This window comes from Halostagnicola bangensis, from assembly GCF_054653435.1.
The window spans coordinates 3,071,291-3,084,935 of the sequence record NZ_BAAIGG010000002.1; the positions used below are offsets into that span (position 1 = coordinate 3,071,291).

11 protein-coding genes are annotated in these 13,645 nt (G+C 57.7%); 4 read left to right on the plus strand and 7 right to left on the minus strand.

Translation table 11 applies throughout. The features are described 5' to 3' along the window. The first annotated feature begins 52 nt into the window (after positions 1-52). Positions 53-1,750, plus strand: coding sequence for a right-handed parallel beta-helix repeat-containing protein (locus ACYQ14_RS17050; protein WP_459889625.1), 1,698 nt, complete (start codon positions 53-55; stop codon positions 1,748-1,750). Positions 1,751-1,821: 71 nt separating this feature from the next. On the opposite strand, the gene ACYQ14_RS17055 is transcribed toward ACYQ14_RS17050, so the two are convergent. Next, complete coding sequence (locus tag ACYQ14_RS17055) at positions 1,822-2,901, minus strand: polysaccharide deacetylase family protein (protein WP_459889627.1); 1,080 nt, start codon at positions 2,899-2,901, stop codon at positions 1,822-1,824. 399 nt (positions 2,902-3,300) lie between these two features. Between ACYQ14_RS17055 and ACYQ14_RS17060 the strand changes: the two genes are divergently transcribed. Next, entirely contained in the window at positions 3,301-4,941 is a 1,641-nt protein-coding gene (locus ACYQ14_RS17060) for an oligosaccharide flippase family protein (protein WP_459889629.1), read from the plus strand. A 275-nt stretch (positions 4,942-5,216) separates the two neighbouring features. On the opposite strand, the gene ACYQ14_RS17065 is transcribed toward ACYQ14_RS17060, so the two are convergent. The 5 genes from ACYQ14_RS17065 to ACYQ14_RS17085 all read right to left on the minus strand — a co-directional run bounded on the left by ACYQ14_RS17065 (position 5,217) and on the right by ACYQ14_RS17085 (position 10,316). Further along, positions 5,217-5,453: a hypothetical protein gene (locus ACYQ14_RS17065; RefSeq protein WP_459889631.1), complete on the minus strand. Its 237-nt coding sequence runs from the start codon at positions 5,451-5,453 to the stop codon at positions 5,217-5,219. After that, positions 5,450-7,432, minus strand: coding sequence for a sugar-transfer associated ATP-grasp domain-containing protein (locus ACYQ14_RS17070; protein ID WP_459889633.1), 1,983 nt, complete (start codon positions 7,430-7,432; stop codon positions 5,450-5,452). The genes ACYQ14_RS17065 and ACYQ14_RS17070 overlap by 4 nt, the downstream gene beginning before the upstream one ends. Before the next feature lie 300 nt (positions 7,433-7,732). Further along, on the minus strand, positions 7,733-8,809 hold the full coding sequence (locus ACYQ14_RS17075; RefSeq protein ID WP_459889635.1) for a glycosyltransferase family 2 protein: 1,077 nt from the start codon (positions 8,807-8,809) through the stop codon (positions 7,733-7,735). After that, positions 8,809-9,036, minus strand: coding sequence for a hypothetical protein (locus ACYQ14_RS17080; RefSeq protein ID WP_459889637.1), 228 nt, complete (start codon positions 9,034-9,036; stop codon positions 8,809-8,811). The genes ACYQ14_RS17075 and ACYQ14_RS17080 overlap by 1 nt, the downstream gene beginning before the upstream one ends. Continuing rightward, positions 9,033-10,316, minus strand: a complete 1,284-nt coding sequence (locus ACYQ14_RS17085) for a polysaccharide deacetylase family protein (protein WP_459889639.1) — start codon at positions 10,314-10,316, stop codon at positions 9,033-9,035. The genes ACYQ14_RS17080 and ACYQ14_RS17085 overlap by 4 nt, the downstream gene beginning before the upstream one ends. Positions 10,317-10,576: 260 nt before the next feature. Between ACYQ14_RS17085 and ACYQ14_RS17090 the strand changes: the two genes are divergently transcribed. Then, a complete protein-coding gene (locus tag ACYQ14_RS17090; RefSeq protein WP_459889641.1) occupies positions 10,577-12,070 on the plus strand; it encodes a hypothetical protein in 1,494 nt (497 codons plus the stop codon). An 82-nt stretch (positions 12,071-12,152) separates the two neighbouring features. Continuing rightward, positions 12,153-13,139, plus strand: a complete 987-nt coding sequence (locus ACYQ14_RS17095; protein ID WP_459889643.1) for a glycosyltransferase family 2 protein — start codon at positions 12,153-12,155, stop codon at positions 13,137-13,139. A 123-nt stretch (positions 13,140-13,262) separates the two neighbouring features. On the opposite strand, the gene ACYQ14_RS17100 is transcribed toward ACYQ14_RS17095, so the two are convergent. After that, positions 13,263-13,406, minus strand: coding sequence for a hypothetical protein (locus ACYQ14_RS17100; protein ID WP_459889645.1), 144 nt, complete (start codon positions 13,404-13,406; stop codon positions 13,263-13,265). Positions 13,407-13,645: the final 239 nt, after the last annotated feature.

The window sequence follows — 13,645 nt, forward strand, 5'->3', positions numbered from 1 at the left end:
CCGAATCCATAGATACTGGACCCCTTCATTACTCTTGTAAAAGTGAACATCAATGTCGAAACGAAGCGGTATGCAAAATACGAATCACGAAACACCCATTGATCCCACCTCATTACCACACACTGACACACAGGAGTCTGCTGGGCGGGGAATCGAATCCAACCAATCGGCCAAACAGAACTCGAGCAAATCCAGACGGTCGTTTCTTCGCGGGAGCGCCATCGCCGGCGTCTCCGCGCTCGGACTACTTACGGCGACGAGCGGATCCGCGACCGCGTTCCACGAGGGCTATAACAACGTCATAAACGTCGTCGACGCAGGGGCGGATCCCACCGGAGAGGAGTCAATTACGCCGGTCCTCAATAACATCCGAGCGGACAACACCGCGTTCAAGTTCCCAGAAGGCGAGTACTACATGGACGAGCAGTTCCGGCACACGAGGTACGAAAACATCGGCTTTTTCGGACATAACGCGACCCTCGTTCCGGCGAATTATCACGATTTCAACGGACCACAGTTTCGCATGTTTCGACTCGGGACGTCGCTTAACCCTGGGGAGCGGCTTCAGTTCGAAGGCTTTGATATCGATCAGACTGCCCCCGAAACCGGCATTCGAGTCATCGGAGCAAACGTTACCGATCGCCTCGAGGTTCGCGATATCACCGTCAACGGCACGCATGACAGCGGAACGTGGGGGCCGGCGCTGTTCGGAATCGTCGATTCGGACGGCGAGGGCATCGTCGAACGCTTCCGTGCACCGGACGGGGGAGTCCACTCCGATCGCACGCCCCATGCAGAAAACGCGTGGCGCGGCCCGATCGGGATCGAAGCGAACCAAAACGATGGTCACCTCGAGTTCAAAGACTGCGAACTCGACGGGTTCCCGAGCAACGGATTGTACGCCTCCGGGGGGTCCGGAACAACTGTCGTCAACGGCGGAACCTATCGAAATAGCTGTACTGCGAGCATCCGACTCGGCGGAACCAACAGCGAGATCAACGATGTGACGGTCGTCATCGACGAGACGCCGTCCTACAGCGCCAGTCAACGCGCTATTCGTCTCGAGAATGCCAACGGCATGACCGTCGACGGTGCGGACATAACGATCACGTCACCGAGTCCAACCAGTCACGCGCTATCGGTGATGGACTCGTGTGACGGCCTGCGATTCGAGAACTCGTCGATCGAGATGCGAGGGGATCGAGTCAATCACGGTATCGTCGTCTCCGGACAGGCCGGATACACTCACATCTTTGACGTCGATATCGTTCACGAAACGTCCGGCGGATATCCGATCTGGATCCGAGAAACTAACAATGACGATCGAGTGCTCACCGAACTGGTCCACATCTCGGGTCGGGCGGGAGCCGAAGGCGGGTTCCGCGACGGTATCCGATGCGGTCGGGACAACTGCCGGTTCAGTACCTTCACCGTCGAACAACCCGGTCGCGACGGTGTCGATCGAAACGCGTTCGTCGTGACGGGAGACGATACGGAGGTCTACCGCGGAGAGTTTTACGCGAGTCAGTATCCCTACATTGACCAGGCGGACAACAACAACGTTCGAAACTCCATCATGGACTCGGAGGATGGGTCACTCGAGGGAGTTCGCCTCTACTCGAGCGCCTCGAACCCGACGGTTCAGTACAACGAGGTTCGGAACGGAATCGACGATCTCGGCGCTTACAACGTTCGGCAGTGGCACAACACGGATATCGGTTCGTCGCCATACCTCACCGGAGCGCAGTAACTCACACTAACGCAGTCCGCGCGGAAAACACGGTTCGGAACCGGTACCAGAACTCACCGGCAACCAGCTCGTTACTCGTCAGCGTTCGCAGCGGCTCGAATGGCGTCACGGAGCGTGACAACCGTGAGATCGCGCTCCTCGACCCACTCGAGCGTTTCGCGGATCCCCTCTTCCGTGACTTCCTCCTTGAACGTGTGCGCGCCGATAATTCCGATCCCTTCCTGTCCGGCGACCTGGTCGAGTTGGTCCTGGACGGTCGCGGGTGTGGTGAACTCGATGAAGTAATCTCGATTCGTGTCGAACGGGTCGAAATCGTTCACGTCATTAATCATCGATCCGGGGTTTACGTTCGCGATTCCATCGTAGTACTCCTCGGCGAACTCCACGGCTCGGTCGTCGACGATATCGTACGGCGCAAGGAGCGTATCGACTTCGAACCCCATCGACTCGAGGTCCTGTTTGCAGTCGCCGAGGAACTCGTGCATGAGATCCTCGGGATACCGTTCGACCGCCTCGCCGGCCGCGAACGATTCGCCGATCGGTTCGTCGAACTCGATGTACGCTCCCGTCTCGTCCTCGGCGGACCCGGTAATGGTTCGTCGAACCTGATTATCGCCGTCCGTGATCTCGAGATCGAAGACCTGGTGGAACCCGTGATTTCGCGCTTCGGGATATATTCGCGTGTCATCGGGTTCGACGTCTTCGACGAGTTCGAACTCCCCGAGGGCGGTATGGGCGGTCGTGTGGGCCATGATCTCCCACCCGGCGTCGGCGAGCTCCTCGAGTTGTTCCTCGGTCATCCAGTCGTTGTCGTTGTAATCCTCTCGACCGACCCATTCCGTGACGATGCCTGCGCTGGCAGGTGCGTCGAACTCCTGGTGGACCGGAAACGCCTGCTCGTAATCCTCTACCGGTCCGTCGTCGTAGACGAAGACCACGGCTCCGCCGTCTATGTCCGGTACGTCGTCGTGGTCGTCCTCGGACCCGTTTTCGCCGGTGCCGTCCTCGGATTCGTCGTCTTCCGTCTCTCCGTTCGAGCCGTCTCCGCTCGAATCGTCTCCGTCTAATATATCAGTACAGCCGGCGGTCATCGCGACTGTCCCCAACCCAACTGCACCGAGAAAGCGACGGCGATTCGATTCTGAATCCATTTGCTTGTTCGAACCGTCGGTACTCGCACACCTACTTATATAGCTGTTAACGAATGAGCATGCGCTCGAGATGTCGTGTTGTTTCCCGGCGATACCGATTCCCTCGGTCACATTCTGAAACAAGACGATCGAACGGATAACCGATTCTGACGAGACTTGGCGATCATCGATTCCGAACGGACGGACCGTTATACCGATCGTTTTGGAATTAGAATGTACTGATTATCGAGACACGGGTTAGCACGTTTTCCAGGTATTTTACGCCAATTCAGGCCGTTATGACGGGTATAATAAGGGACGGCGGATTCCTGCGTCGACGTATATTGTGTCTGCACCGGAAAACGACCATGGGTGGGTGATGGAGACGACCAATCGGAACCGTCTCCGGTGGGATGACCTGTGAACAGGAGTCTCGCAAGCGGAGTATTCTCTGTTATTAGCGCGAAGGTTGTCGTCCTCGTTATTACAGCGGTTTCGACACCACTTCTGTACAGGCTCCTCGGGGTCTCGAGATTCGGTGAGTACTCGTTCCTCATGTCGGTCTTTGCGATCTATATGATCTTCGTGAGTGCGGGGGTTACCGACGGCGTTCGAAAATTCTTGGCCGAGGACCGCACTGAGCGAAACTGGAGTGAACACGTCGTCGGCTTTTATTTCCGGTTAGCCGTTTTTCTCGCCGCTCTGGGAGCGATACTGCTATTCCTGGCGGCTCGAGTGGGGTTCGTTAGCGTTGCGTTCGGCGACGAGCTATCGATTTACTTCTACGCGCTTGCCTTGCTCGTGATCACCGCCCAGTTTCGAGACTTCGCCAGAAAGACGCTCATGGGATTCGGTCTCGAGCGATACTCCGAGCCGTTGAAAATACTCGATACGGTCGGGTTCGTCGTCATCGCGATCCCGTTCGTCTATTTCGGCTTTGGTGTCTTCGGAGCGCTTGCGGGCCACCTGTTCGCGAGTATGCTGGTCGCCACTACCGGACTATTGCTCGTTCACCGTCGCGTATCGCTTTCCTGCTTTTTCTCTCGCCCGGATTCGGGGTTTCCGGTAAAGAAGATGCTGACGTTCAACTCGATGACGATCGCGCTCATCTTCCTTCTGATGTCGCTCTATCACATCGATATCGTGATGCTCCAGCGGTACACCGACAGCGCGATCGTCGGAAACTATCGGGCGGCGCTCACGCTCGCCGAGTTCCTCTGGTTCGTTCCGCTGGCACTCCAGACGGTGTTCGTCCACTCGACCTCCGAACTCTGGTCCCAGAATAGGCGCCGGCAGATATCGAACCTCGCCTCCAAAACGACGCGATTTACCTTCCTGTTGACCGCCGTGATGGCGGTCGGACTCGGAGCACTGGCGGACACTGTCGTCCCGATTTACTTCGGGTCCGATGCGATTCCGGCGATCACGCCACTTCTGTTGTTACTCCCCGGTGCGCTCGGATTCGCACTGGCGCGTCCGGTGCTCGCGGTCTCGCAGGGGAACGGACAACTTCGATATCCCGTCGGCGCAACCGCCGCTGCCGCCCTGATCAACATCGTCTTGAACTTCCTCTTGATCCCACGCTACGGGATGCACGGTGCGGCCATCGCGACGAGCGTGGGATACGGATCGATGTTCGCGTTCCATTGTGTGAGCGCTCGAGTCATCGGCTTCGATCCGCTCGCCGATGCGCGACTCGGCCGATCGGCGTTGACGACAGTTCTCGCCGCGTTTCCCATCGTCGGACTCTCTTCGGTGATCACGAACCCATGGCTCGCACTCGTGATCGTGCCGCCGGTCGGACTCGCGATATTTCTCACCTTCGGGCTTCTCGTGGGCGCGATGGACCCCGAAGAGCCCTTCGAAGTGTTACGTGCGTTCCCCGATCCCGTCGGTTCGATGGCTGAAACGGCCCACAACCGACTCGAGGGGCTGGGAATTACTGGTTTGCCGACGAACTGGTTACAGAGCCTGCTCTTTCTGGTCGGGTTATCCCTACTCATTACCGGCCTGTTCCTCGGGTTGTTCGGATCCGGCGTCGGAAGTCTGAGTTTCTGGTGAGGCGAGACCGGTCGTCAACAAGAGTGTTTCAAAGACGCTCACCGTCGGCCGGTCGCGTTTCCAGCCGGTTTTCCTTCGCGATTCTCCCGCGGAAAATCGACGGGCGACTGATACTGTCGGCTCTACGTCGTTCGAGATTCTCGTCGCCCGGGGGATGCGAAAATCTTCACAGCGGTACAGCCGACAGTAAGAATCGTTGCCGGCGTTAAAGCCAGTCGGTAAAATCGTCCACCGGTTGAACGGTTACGGGGCGAGACGACTCGAGCGGAGCCCGATTAACTCGGCGGTTTCCGTTCGCGGACGTGGCCGGTCGCCTCGATGAGCATGAAGGCGACAAACAGCGTCGGAATGCCGACGAAGATCAGTTCGGGGACGCCGACCACGACTGACTCTTCGGCCGTGATCGAGAGTCCGGCGGGAATCGGGACGGTAATCGTCTGCTCACTTCCAATCCACGCCCCTGGAAGCAAAAACCCGATCGCAAGAACAGAACCGAGGGCGGCCCGATTCATCGCTGGTTCACCTCCGAAAGGGCCTCTTCCTTATCCTCGCCGGGCGTCGCCTCATCGCCGGGAACCGTGGCACCGTCCGGACGAGAAGCGTGTTCGACGAGAGCCTCGTCGGAACCGTCAGAGATCGCATTCGCATCTCGCTTCCAGGCAGGGGCATCCCACTGTTTCGACAGTTCAATACCACTTTCATCCCAGTCGGATCTATCCCACCGCCTGGCAAGATCAATCTTCTCTTCGGGTGGCTTGAGGTCGAACCAGTCCGGCAACGTTTCGATGAACGACGTCCGTTCTAAGAGTCCGTCGAACGTCGAGTTCTGGATCCCGAGACCGGGTCGCGCGTTGATCTCGAGGACCATCGGACCGTGCTCCTCGTCGATGACGATATCGACGCCCGTATAGCCGAGGCGGGATACTTCGGCGGCTTTGACCGCGGTCGAGAGCACGTCACCCCAGTTCGGGATGGTGAACCCGTCGAGTTCGACCTTCGTATCCGGGTGTTCGTCGAACCACTTGTTCGTGCTCTGGTAGCCGCCCTGTGCGTCGCCGTTCGAAACGCCGAGACCGACCCCGACCGCGCCCATATGGAGGTTTGCCGCGCCGTCTGATTCTTCGGTCGGAAGGCGAGTCATCGCCATAATCGGGAATCCTTTGAAGATGATAACTCGAATATCGGGGACGCCTTGACCGGCAATCGAGAGCAAGTGATCGTCGGGATGGATCAGCCCCTCGATTACCGCGACACCTTCGAGGCCCATCGGATCGTACTGCCCTTCGATGATAGAACGGGTGTGAGAGCGCAACTGCTCCGACGTTTTGATGCCCTTCGACGTTTCGAAGTAGCCGTTTTTGGTTCGTCCGGTGACGACGATAATCCCCTCGCCACCGTAGCCGCTATCGGGTTTGATAACGAACTCGTCTTTCGACTCGAAGATTTCTTCTGCCCGCTCGAGTTCGTCGGGCGTTTCGACGAGAGCGTAGGTATCGGGCGTCGGAACCCCAGTGCCGTGGAACGCCCGTTTCATCGATGCCTTGTCGAGTTCCGGATTGAGATGTGACGGGTTGTACTCTTTGATCAACCGGTTTCGGCGATTCATCGCCATTACCGTCGACGTCTCGACCCGGGACGTGTCAGCGCCGAAGAATCCACGAATACGCGCTTTGGCGTTGTGCAACCGCGCCCACATCGAACCGCGTGCCACGCTAAACCGCGATCCGCTGTAGACGTTCGAAAATCGGAGATACTCTTTGATTCGCATATTCGACTGTGCGCCGAGGTACACGTTCGCCGCGAGGACAGCGGCCCACGTTTCGGGCGTATGCATCAGCCAGGTGATAACGCCCTCCTGGGCAATTATAAGGTACGCGATCACGATGACGACGAGCGTCCAGGTAAACCGGACGGCCGGCGCTCGCCACCCTCGTTCGGAAAGTTCTCGAGCGAACCGGTCCGCGTACCACGCCGTGACAATTGCAGGGAAGAATACCTGTAGCGCGTCCACCTGGTCCGGGAGAACGCCGGTATCGCCCATGACGTGAAACGTCGTGATGGCGATCGTTACCACCATGACGAGGCCACCGATTCGGTGGGCAGTTCCGAGACGGAACGGCTCGAGAATCAGGTACGTACAGAGGGCGACGAGAAAGATATTGACGAACAGTACCGTCCCCCAGAAAAGGCCACTCTCGACGAGGATGAACGCGAGAATAATTGGACCAAACATTCCGTACGTAACGAGTCCGACCTTGCTCCGCAGGACTGCAACGACGAGCCCGGCGACGAGTAATTCGAAGAAGATTCGGTACGGCTCGAGCGGCTGTTGTCCGAGATCGAGTCGGTAATTGAATTCGACACCGAGAATGCCGAGAATTAGTAACAGACCAGCTAATGGTGCATACTTGGCGATAGACGACCTCCACGAGTGGGAAAGACCCATTCGATTGGTCGTGAGTTTGTCGCCAGTTTGATTTTGTGTAGCCATTACTCTGAAAATTATAGATTGGATGAGGGAATTATTATAGTGCGCGTATAGAATATACGCTCACAAAAACTAATATAACAGAACGGTTCCGCTGGCCATCACCGTTTCAAATATCTAACTGACAGATATTAATTTATATGGAATAATATAATGATTATGGGTGGAGAAGAGGTCACACTATCATTGAGGGGATACCGTCGAAGACGACCCGCGATCTCTAGCAAAATCGAATTTTCGACCGGGACGGTTCCCCTTCACGGACGCTGAATCCGTCGGGACAGCCCCGTTTTTGCATCGTCCCTACTGATACTGACTTTCGAGGTGCTCGCTTTCGGCCATATCGAACACCATCGCGAACAACAATAGCGTGACTCCGAGCCCAAAGATCAGGAAACTCACGGTCCCGGTCAGGAGAATCGACCCGCTTTGGAGTATTGCATCGAACAGCGCCCACCCAATCCCGAGGGTTCCGACGGCGGCCGTTCCCGCCCCGAACAGGTAAAACAACGCGAGCGGGTGAAAGTCCGTCCCGAGATGCTTCGTTTTCAACCGCCAGAGAAAGTTCCCTAACAACATCAACGAAACCTTCGGAATGTACGTCGAGTATTCAATGCTCGACTCCTCGTCGCCGTAAACCGCCGGCATCGAAACGTCGGCGACGCGCATGTCGCTCGCGTTGAGTTTGACCAGCAAGTCGTTACAGTAGCCGTAGTACTCGTACAGGCTCTCGAGATCGATCGCCTCGAGTGCGTCGTGGGAGATCGCGGTATACCCGTTCTGTGGGTCCATCGTCTTCCAGTACCCCGAGGCGACCTTCGTCAGAAACGTCAACATCGCGTTGCCGACGAACCGAAACCGCGGCATCGCCGATCGATACTCGCGGTTGAGCAATCGATTCCCTTTCGTGTAATCGGCGGTCCCCTCTACGATGGGATCGAGTAGCCGTTGCATCTGCGAGAGGTCCATCTGGCCGTCCGCGTCGACGGTGACCGTCGCGGTTACACCGTCCTCGAGCGCGGCGAGATACCCCGTCTTGATCGCCCCGCCGGCACCCATGTTTTCCCGGTGTTGGATCGGCACGACACGACCGATCGACTCGTGAACGGTTGCTCGCTCGGTCAACGCTCCAGCACCGCCATCAGCCCGGAGGTGATCACTCCCAGGCGGTTCGCGAGCACCGTCGACACTGCGATTCGCACGCTTTGCCCGATCGGCACGGGCGGCCTCGAGAATCTCGTCCCAGGTTCCGTCGGTCGAGCGGTCGTCGATAACGTACATTCGGTCGACGTACGCTGGCATCTCGCGAATAACGTCGCCGACGAACCCCTCCTCGTTGTACGCGGGCATCACGATACCAACGGACGTTTCTCGGTACATCAGTATCCACCGAGGGAGTCGACGTCGGTTTTCGCTCTGTGCTCACCGAGCCCAACGCGGCTGTCGGAACTCGCGGCGACCTCGAGCTCGGGGGCGTTACCCTCGCGTCCAGCGCCGCGATGGTTCACGTGCGAATCGATACTTCCCCCATCGAGTTCGTCGGGGTGACGGCTGTCGTGTCGTTTGCCGGCATGGCCGCCGAGCGGCCCAGGGGAAGATCGGTTCATCGATCTTCTCGCAGTTCGGTCGCCGTGACGACGTCGATGTCCTGGTCGTCGATGTGCTCGAGGAGATCCTCGAACGCCTCGAGTTCCATTCCGTCGTCGCCTAACTCTTCGAAGCGAAGCACCGCGAGCTGGCTGTGTTCGGCGGCGTAATCGACGTACTGTTTCGTCACGTCGCCTTCGGTGCCGGGGAATACGCCGATATTGTGCGGATCCGTAAGCGGCAGTGCGTTCGGGCTCCCGCCGTAGCGAAACGCCTGTTCGTGGTGCTCTCGAATAGCATCGATCGTATCCGTTCCGAGTATGTTGCCAGGAACGACGAAGTGCTCCGCTCCGTCGTCGAATCCGCGGCTCTCGAGGTAGGATTTCGTCTGTTCGATCGCTCGTTCCTGTTCGTCCGCTTCGAAGTCGGGTAGTCGCTGTGACCCCGTTTGCGGCCGGGCGATCATCTCCCATCCGGCGTCGTTTAAATCCTGTAACAACCCGTACGTAAGTCGGTCCGTTTCCCCGACGGCGTCAGGAATAACGGCTTCGACCCCCACGAAGTCGTGTTCCTGCATCGGCTCGAGCGCCTCCGTATGGTGGCTCTCGAGCGTGCCATCGAACAGCAACAGCACCTTTCCTCGATCGGGACGCGAAACGGATCGAAGATCGTCGATTTCGCACTCGATGGATCCGTCTTCCCCGCCGCGACGGCGGGCCACGATGCGGATCTCCTGGACCGAACTGAGGTCCGTGTGCGAATCAAGTCCGGTGGTGCCGAGGTCGACCCGTACCCATCGGTCAGCCGGCCCGACCAGCGTCCGAGTGAACGAGTGAACGCTGTTCGAATCCGGGGCGAACAACTCGACCGTGAGGTGGAGCTGTTGACGGTCGGTGAACTTCACCGCGAGCGAGAGGTTTTGCTCGTCTAAATCAAGTCCCCCGGAAACCGTGGAGTATATACCCGCATAATCGCCCTCTTCGCCTGCGGTGAGACGGGCGGATTGTGACCCCGCGTACGGGTCGTCCGTTGCCGCCTCGAGCTCCCCGCCGTCGAGCAGTGATACCCAATCATCGAGATCGTCGAAATCCTCGACGGTCTCGCCGGGCAAGTGATCGAGTTCGTCCGCTTCAGTCTCCCCCTCTTCGGTATCGCTGTCGTCATCGTCGTTTCCACCATCGCTAGAGTCGTCCGATTGGAACGGAAGCGACTCACGCACCTCCGTAGCACACCCTGCAAGCCCCGCCGTCGCGGCGACGGCAGCCGTCGTTATGAACGATCGTCGGTTTCTGTTCGTCATCGACAGGGAAAACGAGTCAGCTCCCCTTTCTTATCCGTATGCTAAGCGCTTCGGCAGAGAGAGCAGTTCGGCGCACGGAACGGGCTTCAGACGCGATTAGCACCGTCATAAGTGGCAAAATACTCCGAAAGACATCACGTAATGAAAGATTGTTTGTTCTCGATGAAACAGTTGTTCTCTATCCATTCACGTAGTCAATAATTTCATTTTCAGTTACCGTTTATATATGTAAATCCCCCCTCTGGTAACGCCTCCATGCGATGCAAGGAGATTCACAATCACGTTCGCTTGGTAGAAGATCATACCTGAAAGGTTGTCTCGTCGGCGTTGGCTCGACGTTGGGAATCGCAGGTATTGGTTCGGCACAGCAAACCGAAGATCAGTATGAAACTATTGTCGATGTCGTCGACGCTGGTGCGGATCCGACCGGAGAAACGTCGATCACTCCCGTCCTCCGCGAGCACGTAGGCGATGATACTCTGCTCCGGTTCCCCGAAGGGCGGTACGCTATGGATTCACAGCTTCGTCTCACCGGGTTCGATAACGTCGGGTTCGTCGGTGACGATGCGACCATCGTCCCTGCGAATTATCACGATTTCGACGGTCCGCAATACCGTCTGTTTCGAATGGGAACGAGCTCGAACCCTGGACGAAACCTCCGATTCGAAGGGTTCGAGGTCGACCAGACTGCGGAAGAAACGGGCATTCGCGTCCTCAACGCCGAAGTCGAGGACGGACTCTACGTTCGAAACGTTATCGTCCACGGCTCTCACGACGCCGGAACATGGGGTCCTGGATTGTTCAACATTACCGATCCGGACGGGGAGGGATACGTCGACTGTTTCAAAGCACCTGACGGCGGCGTCCACGTCGAAGATACGCCGAACGCAGGGAACATGTGGAAAGGCCCGACCGGCATTCACATCAACAACAACCATCAGGGAACACTGATTTTCGCAAATTGCGTCCTCGGCGGCTTCCCGGGTAACGGCCTGTACGCCTCCAGCGAGAACGGACAGGTCGGCGTCGACGGTGGTTGGTTCGCAAACAGCAGCACCGCCTCGATCCGCCTCAGTGGCTCACACGGAGCGATTAGGAACGCGACGGTCATCGTCGACGAAAACCCGAACCACGCGCCCGGCCAGCACGGGATCCGACTCGACCGAGGGGATACGTTCGACATCGATAACGTCACCATCCACGCAGCTGAGCCGAACGGTGAGGCGATTCGGGTGATGGACGACGTCGATGATGTGTCGATCGAAAACACGGATGTCTACGTCGGACAAGGAGACAGTTCGGGTATTCGGATCGACCGAGGAATGGGAACGGCTAGCTTTACGGACGTCAACGTCGAAATCGACGGCAGCGCCTACGCGTTTCGACTTCTCGGCGAAGACGCAGGGGAAGTCTCCTTCCAAGACGTCTCCGTCACCGGTGACGCGAGCGGCACCCCGATCCAACACGCCGTCTACTGTGAACGAAACGACTGCGAGTTCAATTCGTTCTCCCTCGAGCAAACCGGTAGCAACGAACGGGGTGGACTGTACCTCAGCGGCTCGGAATATCTCGTCACAAACAGCGAGTTCGAGACGTCGAACACGTCGATCGCTATCAACGGTGCGGACGACGTCACGATAGAAAACACGGAAGCGCAGTCCGAAAACGGCAACTCCGTCTTCATCAGCAGTGATTCTGGCTCCGTGGAACTCGAGAACAACGAGTTCCCCGACGATGTCCGGGACGACCGGTGATTTAACGGGGGAGAGCAGTCCGAATTCTAACGAGGCTTAGCGGTGGCATAATAATCCGTTGGGGGACGGAATAACCGACGAAATGACTCGCGTTAGCGTAATTATTCCGACGTACAACAGAGCGGAAACCCTCCCTCGTGCGATCGACAGCGCGCTCGAGCAGACGGTCGACGACCTCGAAGTGGTCGTGGTCGACGACGGATCGACAGACGAAACGAGTTCGGTACTCGCGGCGTACGACGATCCGCGGGTTCGGCCGGTCGTTCACGCGACGAACCGAGGTGCGAACGCGGCTCGAAACACCGGTATCGATCACGCACAAGGTACGTACACCGCTTTTCTCGACTCGGACGACACGTGGATTCCCGAGAAACTCGAGCGACAGTTCGAGGCGCTCGAGGGGCGCTCGAGCGACTGGGTCGGCACCTACTGCGATTCGGCGTTCGAGTTATCCGGCGCTGATGGTCTGGTTCGGAGTACGGCTGCGAGCGCGCTGGCCGCTGGCGACGAAACGCCGACGACGGAAGGAAACGACGAGTTGATTGGCGAGATTTTCGCGGACAACGTCCAGCCGGGTGCGGGTTCGACGCTGCTCGTTCGAACGGACGTCGCGGACGATATCGGCGGGTTCACCGAGGATTTGGATCGATTTCAAGATCCGGAGTTCTGTATCCGGGTTCTCAAGGAAGGAAAACTCGCGTACGTCGACGAACCGCTGGTCGTTCGCGAAGAGACCGGTCACCCACCAGCAGCCGTCGTCAAAGAGGCGAGCCGTCAGTACCTCTCGATGCACGAAGAAACCGTCGAACATTTCGAAGAGCGAGGGTTCGATATCCGCTCGAGTCACGAACTCGTCATCGCAAAACGGTACTTTGCCGATGGAAAGCCTCTCCGCGGACTCTGGCACCTTCGAGCGGCCGACGCCTCACCCCGGAAGTACCCCGGTCTCTGCTGGGCGGCCGGCTCCGGTATCCGGCGTCGTCCGATTCCGATCGCAACGGCGGTTGGATTCGTCTTGCTCGCGGCCGTGATCGTTCAAACGCTGATCGCCCGTCGAGTGCTTCGGTAGTCGACACCATGTGACCAACTCTTGTCCGGGTTGGTCTGAACGAGTTGACGCCGCGTTCTCGTAGACCATCCGTTGGGAATCGACCGAACCAGCGTCCGTTCGACGCAAGCTCTTGCTGTGGCGTCACGGCTTTTTGACTCGAGTCGGCTGTTCCCCGACCTCGAGAAGCCGGTAGACAACTACGGGAACGATTTCCAGCGCATCGTTCGAATCAGATAGATCAGCGGGAAGCGGGCCGTTGGGCCGTCCGATCCCCGCCTCTTTCATCGGCTACAAAAGCAGTTCGAAGCCAACCGGGTGACGGCCCGCAGTTCGACGGTTCGACGAACGGTACGGCGTCTGTTATATACTTGTCATCCCTCCGGAGGACAACAGTTACATAATCAAAATCAGAGGATAAAATCCACCACAATACTATTTACATTTCATATTTAAATGTATTAAAATACTGTCTCTCACAGACTATACTCACGATAACAAACAAGAACCTGTCGAAAGCATCGGAT

Excerpts from the sequence above, each read along its gene's own strand:
- ACYQ14_RS17050 (WP_459889625.1), top strand. The coding sequence starts at position 53 with ATGTCGAAACGAAGCGGTATGCAAAATACGAATCACGAAACACCCATT.
- ACYQ14_RS17055 (WP_459889627.1), bottom strand. The coding sequence starts at position 2,901 with ATGGATTCAGAATCGAATCGCCGTCGCTTTCTCGGTGCAGTTGGGTTG.
- ACYQ14_RS17065 (WP_459889631.1), bottom strand. The coding sequence starts at position 5,453 with ATGAATCGGGCCGCCCTCGGTTCTGTTCTTGCGATCGGGTTTTTGCTT.
- ACYQ14_RS17070 (WP_459889633.1), bottom strand. The coding sequence starts at position 7,432 with ATGGCTACACAAAATCAAACTGGCGACAAACTCACGACCAATCGAATG.
- ACYQ14_RS17075 (WP_459889635.1), bottom strand. The coding sequence starts at position 8,809 with ATGTACCGAGAAACGTCCGTTGGTATCGTGATGCCCGCGTACAACGAG.
- ACYQ14_RS17080 (WP_459889637.1), bottom strand. The coding sequence starts at position 9,036 with ATGAACCGATCTTCCCCTGGGCCGCTCGGCGGCCATGCCGGCAAACGA.
- ACYQ14_RS17085 (WP_459889639.1), bottom strand. The coding sequence starts at position 10,316 with ATGACGAACAGAAACCGACGATCGTTCATAACGACGGCTGCCGTCGCC.
- ACYQ14_RS17090 (WP_459889641.1), top strand. The coding sequence starts at position 10,577 with ATGCAAGGAGATTCACAATCACGTTCGCTTGGTAGAAGATCATACCTG.
- ACYQ14_RS17095 (WP_459889643.1), top strand. The coding sequence starts at position 12,153 with ATGACTCGCGTTAGCGTAATTATTCCGACGTACAACAGAGCGGAAACC.
- ACYQ14_RS17100 (WP_459889645.1), bottom strand. The coding sequence starts at position 13,406 with ATGAAAGAGGCGGGGATCGGACGGCCCAACGGCCCGCTTCCCGCTGAT.